Annotated in this window: 13 protein-coding genes and 1 pseudogene; 4 read left to right on the top strand and 10 right to left on the bottom strand. The window is 68.6% G+C overall.

Going from position 1 to position 17,216, the window contains the following annotated elements:
- Positions 1 to 185 precede the first annotated feature (185 nt).
- Complete coding sequence (locus tag FMEAI12_RS03220; protein WP_112104920.1) at positions 186 to 986, top strand: hypothetical protein; 801 nt, start codon at positions 186 to 188, stop codon at positions 984 to 986.
- A gap of 229 nt (positions 987 to 1,215) precedes the next feature.
- Positions 1,216 to 2,238: an aldo/keto reductase gene (locus FMEAI12_RS03215; RefSeq protein WP_071066431.1), complete on the top strand. Its 1,023-nt coding sequence runs from the start codon at positions 1,216 to 1,218 to the stop codon at positions 2,236 to 2,238.
- Positions 2,239 to 2,386: 148 nt separating this feature from the next.
- Here FMEAI12_RS03215 and FMEAI12_RS03205 read toward each other — a convergent pair whose 3' ends face one another.
- From FMEAI12_RS03205 to FMEAI12_RS03170, 9 genes and pseudogenes are all read right to left on the bottom strand, one after another.
- On the bottom strand, positions 2,387 to 3,181 hold the full coding sequence (locus tag FMEAI12_RS03205) for a hypothetical protein (RefSeq protein ID WP_235013642.1): 795 nt from the start codon (positions 3,179 to 3,181) through the stop codon (positions 2,387 to 2,389).
- 709 nt (positions 3,182 to 3,890) lie between these two features.
- Positions 3,891 to 4,460: a TetR/AcrR family transcriptional regulator gene (locus FMEAI12_RS03200; protein WP_235013641.1), complete on the bottom strand. Its 570-nt coding sequence runs from the start codon at positions 4,458 to 4,460 to the stop codon at positions 3,891 to 3,893.
- A gap of 173 nt (positions 4,461 to 4,633) precedes the next feature.
- Positions 4,634 to 5,110 carry a hypothetical protein gene (locus tag FMEAI12_RS39680; protein WP_306769437.1) on the bottom strand — a complete coding sequence of 159 codons (477 nt, stop codon included), beginning with the start codon at positions 5,108 to 5,110 and terminating at the stop codon, positions 4,634 to 4,636.
- Positions 5,037 to 5,885: an acyl-CoA dehydrogenase family protein gene (locus FMEAI12_RS03195; RefSeq protein ID WP_306769438.1), complete on the bottom strand. Its 849-nt coding sequence runs from the start codon at positions 5,883 to 5,885 to the stop codon at positions 5,037 to 5,039. The genes FMEAI12_RS39680 and FMEAI12_RS03195 overlap by 74 nt, the downstream gene beginning before the upstream one ends.
- 25 nt (positions 5,886 to 5,910) lie before the next feature.
- The gene (locus FMEAI12_RS03190; protein ID WP_112104918.1) at positions 5,911 to 7,038 is read right to left on the bottom strand and encodes an acyl-CoA dehydrogenase family protein; all 1,128 of its coding nucleotides are present in this window, start codon (positions 7,036 to 7,038) and stop codon (positions 5,911 to 5,913) included.
- A gap of 21 nt (positions 7,039 to 7,059) precedes the next feature.
- Positions 7,060 to 7,896 (bottom strand): SDR family NAD(P)-dependent oxidoreductase, encoded by an 837-nt coding sequence (locus FMEAI12_RS03185; protein WP_112104917.1) that lies wholly within the window; start codon positions 7,894 to 7,896, stop codon positions 7,060 to 7,062.
- Positions 7,897 to 7,996: 100 nt separating this feature from the next.
- A pseudogene (locus FMEAI12_RS03180) lies at positions 7,997 to 8,476 on the bottom strand (transposase); the annotation flags it as partial.
- A 454-nt stretch (positions 8,477 to 8,930) separates the two neighbouring features.
- Positions 8,931 to 9,689, bottom strand: a complete 759-nt coding sequence (locus tag FMEAI12_RS36975) for a hypothetical protein (protein WP_200835172.1) — start codon at positions 9,687 to 9,689, stop codon at positions 8,931 to 8,933.
- On the bottom strand, positions 9,686 to 10,576 hold the full coding sequence (locus tag FMEAI12_RS03170; protein ID WP_112104916.1) for a DNA-processing protein DprA: 891 nt from the start codon (positions 10,574 to 10,576) through the stop codon (positions 9,686 to 9,688). The genes FMEAI12_RS36975 and FMEAI12_RS03170 overlap by 4 nt, the downstream gene beginning before the upstream one ends.
- 1,104 nt (positions 10,577 to 11,680) lie before the next feature.
- Here FMEAI12_RS03170 and FMEAI12_RS03160 point away from each other — a divergent pair.
- Positions 11,681 to 13,822, top strand: a complete 2,142-nt coding sequence (locus FMEAI12_RS03160; protein WP_112104915.1) for a SpoIIE family protein phosphatase — start codon at positions 11,681 to 11,683, stop codon at positions 13,820 to 13,822.
- 464 nt (positions 13,823 to 14,286) lie between these two features.
- Here FMEAI12_RS03160 and FMEAI12_RS03155 read toward each other — a convergent pair whose 3' ends face one another.
- Positions 14,287 to 16,908 (bottom strand): heavy metal translocating P-type ATPase, encoded by a 2,622-nt coding sequence (locus FMEAI12_RS03155; protein WP_112104914.1) that lies wholly within the window; start codon positions 16,906 to 16,908, stop codon positions 14,287 to 14,289.
- A 109-nt stretch (positions 16,909 to 17,017) separates the two neighbouring features.
- Between FMEAI12_RS03155 and FMEAI12_RS03150 the strand changes: the two genes are divergently transcribed.
- A partial coding sequence (locus tag FMEAI12_RS03150) for a transposase (RefSeq protein ID WP_146776625.1) occupies positions 17,018 to 17,216 on the top strand: 199 nt, incomplete at its 3' end.

The raw sequence follows: 17,216 nt of genomic DNA, 5'->3' as shown, positions 1-17,216 counted from the left end.
CGGACCCGTTCCCTTTCCACCTGCTCGGCGGGCGTCAACCCGCCACCCGTCGCATACCTCATACAAAGGGTTTACCCGCACACCCGCGACTATCACCGGGAGCATTAACACCACGCATTAATCGTCAGTAGCGGCGGATAGTACCGTTCGTGTAACGGCTTGGGTGAACCTTGCGGAGGTAGGTAATGGGCGGCATGCGGAGGGGCTGGAACGTACGCCGGTCGGTGTGTGGTGGGATTGTCGCATCGGCGTTGGCGGTCGTGGTCGCGGGATGTCAGGAGGGCGTCATCCCGGTCGACCCCGCAGCGCCGCCGCCCGCGGCGGCAGGGTCGGGGGCGACCGGGCCGGGGACGACCGGGCCGGCGGCCCCGCCCACGCAGGCCACCGTCGCGCCGGCGAGGATCCTGCGCGCGGGGGACTATGTGCTCACGGCGGGCGAGGAGACCGCGGGCTTCGAGAGCTCGGGCGGCGCTGGCGACGAGAACAGCGACAGCAGCGCGATTCGCGCCCAGGTCGCCGCATGCGTCGGAGTCCCCGACTACAATCCGTCGCCGCCATCGGACGAGACGACGGGCGACACTTTCACCAACATCGAGGAATCTGATTTCCAGGCAATCAGCCGGGCGAAGGTCCTCTCTGAGAGCCAGATCCGCCGGAACGCCCAGATCGTGACCAGCCCTGGTTTTGGTGACTGCTACCGCACGGCGTTGGAGGACCAGCTGGCGGGCGAGGACGAGAACGGCTTCACCTACGAGATCGTCGCGGTCGAGACACCGTCCCCGCCGCGGGGGGCCACCGCGCTGGTCCGCATCTCGATGGGCATCACGGACGAATACGGCACCTACGGTTACGTCTTCGACACGATCTATTTCTACGTCGGCCAGGTGGCCGTCGAGCTCGACGTCACCAACATCCAGGACGTCCCGCCGCCGATCATCGAACAGGGCCTCATCGACCAGATCGCCGACAAGTTGACCAACCAGTAGCCACCCGGCCGCCACACAACCGGCCGGGACAGGGAGCCGGCCAAGGACGACTACCTCGTCGTCGGCGCCCCAGATGCAGGTACGGGGCCGCTTTTCCCGCTTCGCGCCTCTACGCGCGCTGGCGCGCTTCCGGCCGAACATCGCTATCTGCCCACGCGCCCTCTCCAGTACGCAACAGCCTGATGTAGGGATTGCGCCAGGTTACTCACCCCGCACATGCTTACCGAACATGGACTACCGCGTACTCGGCCGCACCGGCGTGCGGGTCTCCCCGCTCTGCCTGGGTGCGATGATGTTCGGGACCTGGGGCAACCAGGACCACGACGACTCAATAAAGATCATTCACAGGGCGTTGGACGCCGGCGTCAACTTCGTCGACACCGCGGACGCCTACTCCGCCGGCGAGTCCGAGGAGATCGTCGGTAAGGCGCTGGCCGGCCGCCGCGACGACGTCGTGCTCGCGACCAAGCTGTACATGCCGATGGGACCGGGGCCCAACCGGCGCGGCCTGTCACGGCGCTGGATCGTCACCGAGGTGGAGAACAGCCTGCGGCGGCTCGGCACCGACTGGATCGACCTCTATCAGGTGCATCGTCCCGACCCGTCGACCGACATCGACGAGACGCTCGGCGCGCTCACCGACCTCGTCCGGGCCGGCAAGATCCGCTACTTCGGCAGCTCGACGTTCCCGGCGCACGAGGTGGTCGAGGCACAGTGGGTGGCCGAGCGCCGCAACCGCGAGCGGTTCGTCACCGAGCAGCCGCCGTACTCGCTGCTCGTCCGTGGGATCGAGGCCGATCTGCTGCCCGTGGCACAGAAGTACGGACTCGGGGTGCTGCCGTGGAGCCCGCTGGCCGGCGGCTTCCTGTCCGGGCGCCACACCCGCGACGGCGGCGAGGTCACGAGCACCCGGATGTCCCGGGTGCCGAACCGGTTCGATCTGTCCGTGCCCGCGAACCAGCGCAAGGTCGAGGCTGCGATCGCGTTCGCCGACCTCGCCGCCGAGGTGGGTGTCACGCTGATCGAGCTGGCGCTGGCGTTCGTGCTGAGCCACCCGGCGGTGACGTCGGCGATCATCGGCCCGCGCACGATGGAGCACCTGGAAAGCCAGCTCACCGGCGGCGCCGTCACCCTGGACGAGGCGACGCTGGACCGGATCGACGAGATCGTCCCGCCTGGCGTCAACGTCAACCCGGAGGACGCCGGTTATGTCCCGCCGTCCCTGGCCCAGCCCGCGCTCCGCCGGCGCTGACCCTCACGTTCGTTCGCGGCGTCCAGAGGTCCGGTCGCCACTCGTGGTCGCCCCGACCTCGGAGTCCACCGTCCGTCGCACACGCATCCTCGGCGGGCTGATCAGCGAATATCGCAACGACGCCTGACACCTCCTGCGGAAGATCGCATCATCCGCAGGAGGCCGGCTCACAGGCCGAATCGGGATTCTGGAGCCCCACAGGGTCGAAGTACGGGTCGAACGGGGAGCGGCCCCAGGCCGGGCCGGGCTGCAGGTCGACCAGCTGGGCGCCGCGGTCGAGGGTCCGCTCAAGCTCGGCGACCGCGTGGTCGATCTCGAACAGCTGGATGGGCACCGGGACCAGGATCCGGTTCTCGTGGGTGTAGCCCCAGTCCTCCCACAGCCAGTCGTTGAACGCCCGGTTCACCGCGTAGCCGGCCTCGACGTCGCCGCGGCGGAAGGCGCTCTCCCACCCGGTCCCGACCGCGTGGAGAACGGCGACCTCGACGTTCTGCATGTCCATCAGGGTCAGCCGCGGGTCCTTCTTCTCGAAGGCCGGCCGCATCGCGTTGTACCGTTCGACGAGCTGCGCCCGGCTGAGCTGGTCGAGATCCTTCATCGGGTTCAGCTTGTTCAGCATCGCGCCAGGGATGGGAATGCTTCCCTCCATGGCAGGAAGCTCATTGATGTCGACGCCGCCGTGGCCACCCTCGGGCTGCGAGTGGACGCCGAGGGTGCGGCTCTCGTGGTCGAGTTCCTCGTCTTCCTCGTGCTCTTCCTCGGTGAGCATCCGGGTCTCGCCGGGCAGCCAGGCGCGCTCGATCATCTCAGCGGAGAGGTATCGCGACGTGGCGTCGGACGGAGCGTACAGATGGTGATCGGCGTCGAATATGTCATAGGAGAGGCTCTGCTCAAGATCCGCGACGTAGATACCGCGCGATCCGAGCTGAGGGGTCTCAGTCAACGGGCCCTCCACGAGTTCGTCATGATCGGAATATTTAAACTCAGTCTAACTCCTGGAGATGTCGGCACGCTACCCTGTCCATCGCGCCCACTTGCTACCCGCCGGCAGGTCCAACGCGTAGACTCCGCCCGTACGCGGGACTGCCCGGCGCCATCCGAGCGCCGGTCAGGAACGCCGCCGTACACGCCGGCATCCCGTTATCGATGGCACCGGGAGCGGGCCTGGCGGTTCATCGGGTAAGGTCTGGTGGCGGCGTTTTCCGACCCGTTGGCAGCCGCAGTGCGGCCGCGGTGGGCAGGCGAACTCGCCGCGATTCATCCGGATGCGGTGGCGTTATCCGCGGCGGTGGGCGCCTCTCGTGGCCGAGCCTGGCGGAACGCGGCCATCTCGTCGCTGTGGGACTCGACGGTCCCGGCGGCCGTCCGGGTGATGTCGTATGTGTGAATCTCCCGACCGCGCGGCGCATGTTCCGCGGGTGGGTGAGCTCTACCGGTGGGCTACCGCTACATCGCCGACCGCCGGACGGACATGATCGCGACCGGGCGCGCGCACGTCTACGTCCAGGTATGCGAGATCGAGAGGTCCAGGCGACGTTCAAGGTCGCCGACCATCTCGGTCGGCCGGAGTCGGGCAGGATCGGACCCGGGCCCTGGTCGAGGCCAGGAGGACCGGACCATCTCGGCCCGGCCGTGCACCGGAAGGCCCCGGATCAGTCCGGAAGGTTGACGTCGGGGTGCAGCCCGGCCGTCACGATCGCCGCCCGGAGGTGCAGCGCCTGATTCAGCTTCGGCAGCCGTCCGTGAGACCACTCCATGATGCAGTCCACGACCAGCGCCTCGAGAATCTGCGCCATCTCGGACGGGTCGACCCGCTGGGTCACCTCGCCTTTCTCCTGGGCTTTGGCGAACAGCTTCTCGAAGGCTTCCGAGAAGGCCGGGCCGCTGTACGAGGCGTGGATCCGGTGCGGTCTCCGGAACTCGGCAAGCGCGCGGCTGACGGCCGCCGGGGGAGTGCCCTTGATGTTGCGCGCGACGGCGTTCAGCACAGTGCGCAGCGAGTCGTCGAGACTGCGGTCGGAACGGACGCAGCGGTTCGCCGACTCGTTGAGGACGGTGGCTGTCTCGGCGCCCATCTCGAGTAGAATGTCTTCTTTGTGCGCAAAGTGGAAGTAGAAGGTTCCCTTTGTGACCCCGGCCGCCTGGCAGATCTCCTCGACCCGCGTGTCCTCGATACCGGTCTCGAATCCGCGCTCGGTCCACAAATGCAGCGCGGCGCGCACCAGGCGATGCCGGGTCTCCCGGGATCGCTCCTGTAGAAGGCCCGCTCGCCGGCGCGGCTCATTCGAAGTGCTCACCGTGCGGAGTATACCGGTACCATCAGGCCCGGTGGTTCCCCCCGCTCGCCCGGGGCCGACCCGTCGCACGGGCGGGCCGGTCCGTGCGACGGGTCACATCACGTGTTTTCAAGCCACCGCCGTGCGTTATGAAGAACCTCACTGAACGGCTTGCCGCGGTCGAAGCTCGGCTCCCGTGGCAGGCCGAGAACGCGCTCGCTGATCGCGTTGCGCTGCATCTCGTTGGAACCGCCGGCGATCGACCAGACCCGGCTGTTCAGATAATCCAGCGCGGCGCGGCGCCCGTCGTCCCCGCGCCAGACAAGAGGCATCCCCTGCCCGATTTCCATGACGAGGCGGGCACGCAGCGGGTCGTGCACGCCCGCCGCGAGCTTCCAGTAGGAGGCGATGCCGGCCGCGGGCTTGTCGCTGGAGCGCAGGAGCCCGGTGATGCGCCGGCCCAGCTCTCCCCGGGCCCAGTCCGCGGTGTGGATCCGGGCGATCGCCTGACGGGCGACCGGATCACCGGCCCGGCCGGCCGCCTGGGCCAGCTCCAGCAGGAACGGGTCGATCTCCGCGGCCTGCGCGGGCGGCATGTTGAGCGGGTCGTCGCGGCCCGCGCCGCATGGTCTGGGCGACGGTCCAGCCCTGGTCCACATCGCCGATCACCTCGTCGGCGCTCACCCGGACCTCGTCGAGGAACTCCTGGCAGAACTCGGCGTCCCCGGTGATCTCCCGGATGGGCTGGATGGTGACGCCCTCGGCCCGCAGGGGGACCGCGAACCAGGTGAGGCCGCGGTGCTTGGGCGCGTCCCAGTTCGTCCGGGCCAGACACATCCCGTAGTCGGCGTAGGAGGCGCCGCTGGTCCAGATCTTCGATCCGGTGATCAGCCACTCGTCGCCGTCACGGACCGCTCTCGTCGTGATGCCGGCCATGTCCGAGCCCGCGTTCGGCTCGGAGAACAGCTGCACGAACAGTTCGTCTCCGGAGAGGATCCGGGGCAGGTGACGGGCCAGGAACTCCGGTGAGCCGTGCCGGATCAGGGTCTTGCTGACCGGGCCGTAGGTCGTGCCGCCGGCGTGGCCCAGCTCCGGCGTGCGGTAGCCCGCGGCCTCCTCGGCGAAGGCCCGCGCGTGCTCGTCGCTCAGCCCCTGGCCGCCGTACTCCCTGGGCCAGTTGATCCCGGCGTAGCCGGCCTCGTGGAGCTTCTTCTGAAGTGCCCGCTCCGGCAGGTAGTCCTCGGCGGTGTGTGAGCCGGAGCCGTCGCCGCGGCCGAGGCCGGACTGGCTCGCGTCGCGGGGTTCGAGGTTCGCGGCGAGCCATGTCCGGGCCTGGTGGCGGTAGTCCTCGAGATCGGGCTGGTCAACCATGGCGCCTTCTGTCCTCCGTCGTTCTCTACAGGCCGGCCAACTGACAGACCCGCTCCCGGTGCCAGGTGGGCGAGCCGTACAACGACGCGTCGGCGGTGAGGCGACGCAGATAGAAGTGGAAGTCGTGCTCCCACGTGTAGGCGATGCCGCCGAAGTGCTGCCAGCAGTTGTGCGCCAGCTCGACCGCGGCGTCCGAGACGAAGGCCTTGGTCATGCTCGCCGCGTGCGCCGCCCCGGCACTGTTCTCCTGGACGGCCCGGGCCGCCGCGCTGACGACGGCGTGGCTCATCTCCAGCGCGAGGCTGCTGTCGGCGAGCTGGTGCTTGATCGCCTGGAAGGAGCCGATCGGGCGGCCGAAGGCGATGCGGTCCTTGCAGTACTGCACGGTCAGGTCGAACAGGTACTGCATGGCACCGGCGGTCTCCGCGGCGCTGAGCACGCCGGCGAGCTGGAGCTGCGTCCCGACCGCGTCCGCGGCCGCGCCGGGCGGGCCGAGCAGCGCGGACTCGTCCAGCAGGACGTCGTCGAGGCGGACCTCGCACAGCCGGCGGCTCAGGTCGAGGCCGGAGAGCACCTCGACGGTGAGGCCCGGGGTGCCCGTCGGCAGGAGGAACTGGGCGAGCCCTTCGGGGCCGGCGGCGGTCAGCAGCAGCCACTGCGCCGACTGGGCCTCCAGGACCAGTCCCTTGCGGCCCGCCAGGCGGTATCCGCCGCCCGGCGCCGCCTCGCAGGTGACGCCCCGGGCCCCGGACCAGTCCCCGGCCGGGTCGGCGACGGCCCACGCCGCCGCGGCCTCCCCCGCGATGAGGGCGGGCAGGATCTTGGCCTGCTGCTCCTCCGAGCCGTGGGCGCTGAGGGCCGCCACGGCCACGTTGGTGTCGATGAAGGTGCCCGGCTGGAGGAACCGCCCGCGCAGCTCGGCGAGCAGGGTGGCGTCGAGGACACCGTCACCGGACACGCTCCCGCCACCGAGGGACTCGGGGGCCAGGAAGGCGAACCAGCCCAGCTCGGCGGCGTTCTCCCGGTAGGAGGGGTCGACCTCGCCGCCCGAGTCGATCAGTGCGCGCACCCGGTCCAGCGATAACGTCGAGTCGATGAAGCGCTCGGTGGTTTCCTTCAGAAGGCGCTGGTCGGGGCTGAGATCGGGGTCCACGCTGTTCCCTTCGGTGCGGTGTCACATGGTGACCGAGTAGCCGCCGTTGACGGGGTAGGTCTGGCCGGTGATCCACGAAGCGGCGGGCCCGGCCAGGAAGGTGATGAGGCCGGCGACATCGTCGGGCTGCCCGAGCCGGGGGATGATGTAGCGCTTCAGCTGGCGTCGCACACGGTCCGCCACCTCGTCCGACTCGCGGGCCATGGCCTCCAGGCCGATGGTGTCGACGGTCCCGAGCGCGACGTTGTTGACGGTGATCCCGTCGCGGCCGACCTCGCGGGCGACCGCCCGGGTCAGGCCTGCCGCGCCGGCCTTGGCGGCGGCGTAGGGGGCCATGTGCGGCTCGCCGACCCGTCCCGCGTCCGAGACGATCGTGATGATCCGCCCGTGACTGGATGCGATCATGTGGGGGAGCGCCGCGCGGATGCAGTTCATCACCCCGAACAGGTTCACCGCGAAATAACGGTCCCAGTCGGCCGGCTCGGTGTTCGCGAACTCGCCGAGGCTGACCGAGGGACCGCGCGCACCCGCGCCGGGCGCGCCCGGCGCGGCAGGCGCCTTCGCGTCCTGCACCGCGGGCCCCGCGTTCCCCGCGTTGTTGACCAGGATGTCGACCGGCTCGGCGGTGATCGCCTTGGTCGCGGCCGCGTAGTCGGAGACGTCAAAGGGACTGGCCGCCGCGTTGCCGTCGCTCTGGGTGATCTCCTTGGCGACCGCCTCGGCCCGGTCGGACACGTAGTCGTTGACCAGCACCCGGGCACCGGCGGCGGCCAACGAAAGACAGATCGCCCGCCCCACGCCCTGCCCGCCGCCGGTGACGACGGCCGTCTTTCCGCTGAGATCGATCGTGAAGCTCACGGGGGTGCGCTCCTCTGGTGGTCGCGCCTCGGAGAGGAGCCGGATGTGTTCCGGTTCCCGGGGGATCCTTTTCCAAGGGATCTGTCGCGAGGGTCTGTCAGGTGATGGCGCCGTCGATTTTGAGTTTGATGATGGTGTCGTCGGTGTGGCCGAGTTCGTGGAGGAGGGTGTCGGTGTGTTCGGCGAAGAGGGGGGCGCGGCGGGTGTGGGGCAGGGTCCGTGCGGCGTCGGCGATCACGTAGGCGTCGCGGGCGTCGGTCTTGGACTCGCCCGGGTGCAGGTCGGCGAGGCGGCGCATCGCCAGCCCTGGCAGGTAGGCGACGTCCAGGCCCATCTGGCGGGCGACCGCGATCGACAGGGCGCCGATGCTTGCGGGCTGGTCCACGATCACCAGTACCCGGCCGTGGGCCGCGAGGGTGGTGAACACGGCCCGCAGGGCGGGTTCGTCGTTGGGTAACGGCCGGTCGTGCAGCTTCTTACCGGCCGGGGTCAATGCGGTTGCGTGGTGGGTTTCCTTGCCGACGTCGAGCCCGCAGAACACGGTGTAGGGCTCGGTGGTGGGGTTGTCGGTCTCCTCCAAGTGGATCACCTTCTGTGGCGGGGTCCAGGCCGACCATGGACAGCGCGCCGGCAGCCACGTTACGAGCAGGCATCACCCATGCCAGGTCTCTATCAGCGGTCACGTCCGTCCGCCGTCTCCGGTGACAACACCCCCCAGGTCATGGGCGACAGGGGCGATCAGTCATGCCGGAGACGGTGGCCTGAACAGCCCGTTTCGGGCCTGCGAGCAAGGTAACGGGGGGGCTGAATCATGTCGCTGCCGAGCGAAAAATGATCAGGGCCCGCCAGGCCTCCGGAAAGATCCGGCGTGCCCGCCCAGTGCCGGGCTGCCGGCCTATCCGGGTCGGGATCTTCCCAAGGAGTGTGCCGGGTAGTCGAAAAAATATCCAGCAACGCGCATCTGCGCCCGCTCTACCTCGGTCGCGGAAACACCCAGGGTGCGGCAGGGAATCGTAGTAGCTGGATCGTGACCTCTACTCCAGGCAGCAACGGTCCCAGTTCCACCTGGTTCTACGTCGCCGGATCAGCCATTTCGCGTTGTCGGCGAAATCCGCGTTGAACCATCGGCCGACCCCGACGAATCCGACTTTGGATGCTCCGGCCAGTTTGAGGGCTGCGGCGGCGGACTGGGCTCGCGCGCCGCTGGTCCACGTGTCGTCGATCACCAGCACCGAGGCGGCGGTGACCGGTCTGACGACGGTGAACCGATCGGTCGCCACCTCCCGGCCGCGGTCACCGCCATGGGTTTCCAGCAGGTCGACGTACCGGTCACCGGTTCCTGCGACAATTCCACTGACCAGACGTTTCAGCGGATGCTCTCCCGGCCGGCCCCTCGTACTGGGAACCGACGTGACCATCGAGAATCCCGGTGTTCCCGCCCCCTGCGCCACATGGGCCTCGTGCACGGAAAGCCACCGCCACAGGACCGCGGCCAGACCAGCCATCCGCGGGTGCCGGTACCGCTCCGGGATCTCTTCCTTCTTGTAGGTGAGCAGTTCTCTCGCGAGCTGCTGACCCGAGGGCGCCAAGGAAACGAACGCCGTCGCGTCGAAGACCAGGGCACCGAGTTTCTGGCGTGCCCGGTTACACGGCAGGCACCGCTCGTACCCGTCGTATACCGACGAGTGGCAGGTGATGCAGACGCCCTCTCCGGAGGGAGGAACCTGAAGGAGATAGTTGGCGTAGGGGTCGGAGACCTCGACTACTGTGCGGGCACGGCGCGGTGAGGTCACCAGACTACCGTGTCCGGGGACACAGTCAGCTCGTCCAGCAGGCTCAAGACTTCCTCGACGCTACTCACGACGGTGACACCTGGACGTTGAGCGTACTCCTGCGCCCACTCGTGCACCATGACCGTGTCCAGGAGAAAGACAGGCCGGCCGTGTTCGAGTGCGAGCCGTGCCTGTGTCCGGGCGCCGCTTTTCTCCGGCGCTTCCACCACGACCGTCGCGGCGGCGTATCCGCTCATCACACCGTTGCGCATCAGGAAGCTTGTCTTGGTCGGCGGGGACTCCGGCCAGAACTGTGACAGCACCAGCTGTTCGCGAGCCAGCTTCTCCTGAAGAGGCGCGTTCTCTCGGGGATAGGACTTGAGGAGCCCTGTTCCGATGACGGCGACGGTGCGGCCGCGCTCGCGCAGGGCGGCGCTGTGCGCAGCCGTGTCGACGCCGGCGGCGAGTCCGCTGATGACGACGCGGCCCCGCCGGGCAAGCCCGGCGGCGATCTCCTCGGCACGGCGCAGCCCCTCCGCCGAGGCCGAGCGGGTACCGACCACGGCGACCCCGGCGGCGTCGTCCGGGCTCATCCGGCCCCGGAAGAACAGGAAGGGAGGGCGCTGGTGGACGGTGAGCAGCTGCGCTGGATAGTCCGCATCAAGCAGCGTGACTACTCGAATGCCTTGCGCGTCCCACCCGAGCAGCGTCTCGCGTGCCGCGTCCAGGGCAGCGCTTATCCCGTCCGAGAACCCTTCGAAGAGGTCGCCCTGGTCCCCGTTCGTGTCGGCTTCGAGCACACGCAGCGCGCTGCCGGTCTCCTCGACCTCGTCAGCGACGAGCCCCCACTGACGGCGGCGGCCGCGAAGAAGCGTGAGCAGCGCCGCATGCTCCGTCAGACGGTCCATGTTTGGCGACCCTAGCTGCGGACTCATCGGCGCTCGAACCGGGGGACCGCGGATCCACACAGCACGAGACAGATCATGTGGTCTCCGTAGGCTCCCTGGATCACACCACACTCTTCGAACGCACGTTCGACGTTGGAGCCTATCGCACGCCCGGCCCTCTCGGTCGTGGTGGTTGGCCCGTCGGGGCCTGTCACGTCTTCGTCCTCGCGGCGAAGACGACCGTCAGGTACGCGCCAAGGTCGTCGCGTACCTGACCGACACCCCGGGCGTCGTCATGTGACAGGCGAACTCGGCCTGTGTCCTGCGGTTCTCCGCGGCACAGCGACCGCAGACGGCGCGAGTGCGGTACGTGTCGGCGGGGCTGACCTCGACGACACCCGTCCGGCACTCTCAGCCTTGGCGCGCAGGATCGCGAGGAGCACCCCCAGCCCGCGTCGAGAATGCTCGTGTCGGTCCGGATCATGTCGCTACCGCTGTCAGCGCAGCGCTGAACCGATGAACTGACCCGTCGCCCCCGCCCGAGGCGGAGGCGATGCTGTTGGGATGGGCCGGCGGAAACATCCTGCCCCCGAGCGGGAAGGGCTGGGACGTCCGCCTGCCCGGTGCCCGTCCGCGGAACAGTCGCTGGCCAGGTCTCCCGGTGAGCCTCACCGATAAAGTGGGTCCGTCGTCGAGCGGTGACGTACCTTCCGCGTGATGCGACCCCGGCGAACCCATCGTCGACGTGCGGCTCTCGGGCACCGAGGTCGTCGTCAAACTGACCGACCTGTGCAACATCGAGATGTCTTCGGTGGTGGTGCCCGATGCATCTCGCCGATCCTGATCAGGCATCGTCCCCGCCGAGGTGAAGATGGCCGACGTGCGTGCCTTGCTCGCGTGCTTCAGCGCGCAGGCCACGGACCGCGGAATCGATCATGTGTTTCGGTGGCAGCGCACTGGGCATGGGCGTTCTTGTGGTGAACCGGGATGGCGCTTGGGTGACCATTTGTACGGTTGTCCGCCCGCCACCCGCCGCTTTTCGTTGCTGTCGTGCGCCCGTACCGCGAAGCAGGCCCTGCAACGGCTTCTGGGTGCCAGACGTTCGGTCCGGTGGTGACTGGTGACATGGGCGGATCTGCCCGGCACGGTCGCGAGAACTCGGCCGCCGCTCTGGATCCACCCGACGGAACTGACCCGGGCGCTCCGCCCGGGTCCGAGACCGGGCTGTTCACCTCGCAGCTGTTCGAGCTGGCCCCGATCGGCCTGCTGATCACTGACCGGAAGCTGCGGGTACGCCAGATGAACCGCGCGATGCGAGCCATCAATGGGTTGTCCGTCGACGACATCGGGCAACGACCGTTGAGCGAGTTACTCCCCGACGTCCACCCCGGGGCCTGGGAGGTGATCCGTCAGGTCCTTGCCACCGGCGAGCCCATCCTCAACGTGGAGATCACCGGTTCCACTCCTGCCCCCCGGCCAGGGCAGCGGACTTGGCGGGTGTCCCACTATCCGCTCCGCGGCGGGGACGGGTCCGTCGCGGCGGTGGGCGTCGCCCTGGTGGACGTGACCGACCAGCGGCGGGCGGAGGCCGCGCGAGACAAGGTGGAACAGCGGTTGCGGCTGCTGGGCCGGGCCAGTGGGTTGATCGGAGCCTCACTGGACCTGACGGCGACGCTGGAGGGGATGGTCGAGCTCATCGTTCCCGAGTTCGCCGACAACTGCGACCTGTACCTCACCGAGGAGCCGCTGGACGCGACAGCCCCGCCGGCCCGGCTGCCGCTGCGTCTCACCGTCGCTGGGAACACGCCGTTGCTGCCGCCGCCGGAGGCCCACCAGCTCCTGCCTTCCGCCATCACCTATGTCGATCAGGACAACCCGGCGCACCGTTCCCTCGCCACCCGCCGTCCGGTCCTCTTCGACGTCGACGAGCGGGTGATCGCCAGCGTCGATCACCCGCAGCGGGATGAGCACTTCGAATACATCGCCGTTCGCACCGCAATCACTGTCCCGCTGCTGGTCGGCAACGAATACCACGGTTCGGTGTACCTCGGTCTCGGGCCGTCCGGGCGGACCTACACCGAGTACGACGTGCAGACCGCGGCGGAGCTCGGCAGTCGGATCGCCAATGCCGTCGCCAACGCCCGCGCCTTCGACCGACAGCGCACGGCCGCAATCACCCTGCAACGCGGGCTGCTGCCCGGCGGGCTGCCGGCCGTCGAGGGTCTGGACATCGAATGGCGCTACGAGCCCGGCACGGCAGGAACCGAGGTCGGCGGCGACTGGTTCGACATCGTGCCGCTGTCGGCCGGCCGGGTCGCCCTCGTCATCGGCGACGTGATGGGCCGTGGCCTGGCCGCCGCCGCTGTGATGGGCCAGGTCCGCGCCGCGGTCCGTGCCTTCGCCGCCCTCGACCTCCCGGCAGCGGACGTCCTGACGCACCTCGACAGCCTGGTGCAGAACATCGGTGCCGGGCCGGACGGTGCCCTCGTCAGCTGCGTCTACGCAATCTTCGAGCCGGCGACCGCCAGCATCACCGTCGCCAACGCCGGTCACCTCCCACCCGCCATCGTCGATGCGTACACAGACGCTCGGCTGCTGGAGGAGCCGGAAGGAATCATCCTCGGCATTGGCGGCCCACCGTGCACCGAAGTTCGGTACCCGTTCCCGGCAGGCAGCACCCTCGCCCTCTACACCGACGGACTCATCGAATCCCCGAAGATTGACATCGGTCAGGGTGTCCGCCAGTTGCAGGCGGCCCTCGTCGCCACCGGCAGCTTGCCCGCCACGGCCGAGCGGCTGCTCACCCTCATCGACCGCAGCGGCGGTTACGACGACGACGTCGCGCTCCTCCTCGTCCGCGCCACCGCGCGCGCCACCACCTGGACAACCACCGTGGAGCCCGATCCGCGGGCCGTCAAAGCCGCCCGCGACACCACCGTTGCCGCGTTGCGGCAATGGGAGCTCACCGACAGCGTCGATCTTGTGGAGCTCCTCGTCAGCGAGCTCGTCACGAACGCCATCCGGTACGCGAAGACCCCCAGCGACCTGACGCTACGCCGCGGTCGCCACGCCCTCTACGTCGAAATCGCCGATGGCGACAGCCGGGTGCCGCGCCTGCTGAACCCTTCCGCCGATGACGAGGGCGGCCGCGGGCTTCAGCTTGTCGCCCAACTCGCCACCCAGTGGGGAGCTCGTCCCACCCGCACCGGGAAGACAGTCTGGTTCGAACTCGACCTGACCTGCGCGGATAAGTCACTGTCAGAATAAGGGCGAGGACGGGCTGGCGGTCGAGGTGGCGAAGAGCAGCGCCTCGTCGGCGGCGAACAGGTGTCCGCCCGGCGGACAAGCGCCGACATCGGCATTCCGGGATCGGTCTACTCACCCCGGCGTGTCGGGCCGGAAACACCGATCTTGAAACAGTCCCGCACCTCACGTCAGAGCTGCTGATCGCCCACCTGGGTCGGGTTTGGGCACACGTCATACTGGCAGGATGACCTGCGTTTCCACAGGTCATCCGAGGTTTGCGGCTGCCTGTGTGCCCACCCGCTGCGGAACCCGGGTGCCACAATGTCTGCCACCACGGAACGGAATGATGATCGTGCCGTCCTGCGTCAAGAGCCAGCATCTGGCGGCCCGCAGTGTGGGTGGGGTGCGCGGCTTATGTCATGGTTGGCGGCGAACGTGTCGAGTCGGTGCGCGGCGCAGAAGCACGGGATTTTCCGTGATCTGTTTTAGGTGTGTGGGCTGTTCGGGTTGATGCGCATGCCGCAGACGGGGTCCGTGAACGGTTCGGTCGAAGTGGCGTGTGCGGCGTGCGTGGTGGGTCCGACGGTCGTTCCTGTCTCGACGGTGGGTTCGGTCGGTGTCGGGGTCGCCGTGGTGTCGGGTGGTGGTGGGGTGAAGTGGCGTAGTCGGTTGGCGTTGGTGACGACGGAGAGGGAGGACAGTGCCATGGCGGCGGCGGCGATGACGGGGCTGAGCCGGATCTCGAAGAAGGGGTAGAGCACCCCGGCCGCGATCGGGATTCCGACGATGTTGTAGACGAAGGCGAGGAAGAGGTTCTGGCGGATGTTGCGCATCGTCGCCCGGGACAGCCGGATGGCGGTGACCAGGCCGGTGAGTGAGCCGGAGACGAGGGTGATGTCGCTGGCCTCGATCGCGACGTCGGTGCCGGTGCCGATGGCGCAGCCGACGTCGGCCTGGGCGAGGGCGGGGGCGTCGTTGATGCCGTCGCCGACCATGGCGACTCTGCGGTGTTCGCCTTGTAGTCGCTGTATTTCGTGGGCCTTGTGTTCGGGGAGGACCTCGGCGAGTGTCCGGTCGATGCCGACCTGGCGGGCGATGGCGGCGGCGGTCCGCCGCCCGTCACCTGTGATCATGATGACGTCGAGGCCGAGCCGGTGGAGTTCGGCGATCGCCTGGGTGGAGTCGGGTTTGATGGTGTCGGCCACGCCGATCACACCGGCCGGGTGCCCGTCGACAGCCACGACCATGGCCGTCTTGCCGTCTTCGGACAGCCGGATCGTGTCCGCTTCGAACGAGGTGGGGTCGATGCCTGCGGCGGTGAGCAGGCCCGGGTTGCCGATGAGGACCTCGTGGCCGTCGACGGTCGCGCGGATTCCTTTACCGGTGACCGAGTCGAAGCCGGTCGGTTCGGTGAGGGGGATTCCGCGGCTGGTCGCGCTGGCGACGATGGCGGCGGCGAGCGGGTGTTCGGACGCGTTTTCGGCGGTGGCGACGAGGTGTAGCAGAAGGGTCTCGTCCATACCGGCGGTGGGCAGGATGTCGGTGAGCGTGGGATGCCCCTGGGTGATGGTGCCGGTCTTGTCCAGGACGATGGTGTCGAGTTTGTGCGCGGTCTCCAGAGCTTCGGCGGAGCGGATCAGGATGCCCTGGCTGGCGCCCTTGCCGGTGGCGACCATGATGGACAGCGGTGTGGCGAGTCCGAGTGCGCAGGGGCAGGCGATGATCAGGACTGCGACCGCCGAGACGAGCGCGAGGGTGAGGGCCGGTTGCGGTCCGGCGAGCAGCCAGACGACGAACGTCCAGATCGCGATGACGACGACCGCGGGGACGAAGTAGCCGGAGATCAGGTCGGCCAGCCGCTGGATCGGTGCCCTGGATGCCTGTGCCTGCTGCACGAGGCGGATGATCTGGGCGAGCATGGTGTCGCGGCCGACCTTGGTGGCCCGGAACCGGAACGCCCCGGTCTGGTTGATCGTCGCGCCGATCACAGTGTCACCGGCCTGCTTGGTGACCGGCATCGGCTCACCAGTGACCATGGACTCGTCCACCGTGGATCGTCCGTCGATGACCTCGCCGTCGACCGGGATCTTCTCCCCGGGGCGGACCAGCACGGTGTCGCCGGGTAGCACGTCCTCGATCGGTACGTCGATCTGCGCTCCGTCGCGGAGCAGGCGGGCGGTGTGGGCCTGCAGGCCGATCAGGCTGCGGATGGCCTGGCCGGTGCCGGCCTTCGCCCGTGTTTCCAGCAGCCGGCCGAGCAGGATGAGCGTGAGGATGACGCCGACCGCTTCGAAGTACACATCACGGACATCGGCTGGGAAGATGCCGGGCGCGACGGTGACCAGCGTGCTGTAGCCGAACGCGGCCGTGGTGCCAAGCGTGATCAGGCTGTTCATGTCGGCGCCGCGGTGGCGCAGCGCGAGCCAGCCGGTGCGGTGGATCGGCCAGCCCGTGTAGGCCATGACCGGGGCGATCAACGCCAGTTGCAGCCACCGGTTCATCAGCGCCTCGGGTACCCAGGTCGCGTGGAACAGGTCCGCGGCCATCACGGCGACGACGACCGGGAGGCTCAGCACCGCGCCGACAACGACGCGCCGGGTCAGGTCCCTGATCTCAGTCTGGCGAGCAGCGGTTTCGGTGTCGAGGTCGGCGGGCTCCGGAGCCACGGTCTGCCCTCGGTGCGGTTCGGTCGTCGCGTCGACCCGGGTTGTCTCGCCGCCGGCGGGAGAGCTGCCAGCGCCGTCGGGTCCGACGAGCAGAGTGCCGTGCACCATGTTCATCCCGCAGGCGAACCCGAAGCGACCGGGCCGGTCGGGTGTCAGCTCGACCGTGGTGGTCGCGTACGCGGGTAGAGCCGCGTTGATGCCGAAGTCGGGGAACACGACGTGAGAGGTGCAGTCCCCGCCTTCGCGCCGGTCGAAGGTCAGTTGCAGGGGGATGCCGGGACGGGCGTGGATGAGGTTCGGGGAGTAGCCGCCCGCCACGACGACCGTCGCCCGCTGCACGCCGTGATGCAGCTCGGTGCGCTGCGCGTGTTTCGGGCCGAAGAAGAACCAGGCGAGGAACCCCGTCAGGGCCAGTGCCGCGAGGACGACGGTGGGAATCATGTCCGCTCACTTCCCTGCCAGGGGTGAGGTGCTAGGGCCTGTTCTGAGTCTGGATCACAATCGGGGTGTTCGTCCTTCGTGTGGGTGTTTCGGCTGGTAGCACAGTGGTATGACGCGTGGTGATCTGACCGATGGTGAATGGGAGTTGATCGAGCCGTACCTCCCGCTGGGGGCGTCCGGTCCGATCCCTGACCTGCGCAGCTATTTCAACGCGGTGATGTGGAGGTTCCGTACCGGAAGCCCCTGGCGGGACGTGCCGAACAGCTACGGCTCCTGGTCGACGATCTACGACCGGTTCCGTATGTGGG

It is taken from the genome of Parafrankia sp. Ea1.12, assembly GCF_900465275.1.
Taxonomy (GTDB): domain Bacteria; phylum Actinomycetota; class Actinomycetes; order Frankiales; family Frankiaceae; genus Parafrankia; species Parafrankia soli.
This window is presented reverse-complemented; position numbering and strand designations above follow the sequence as displayed.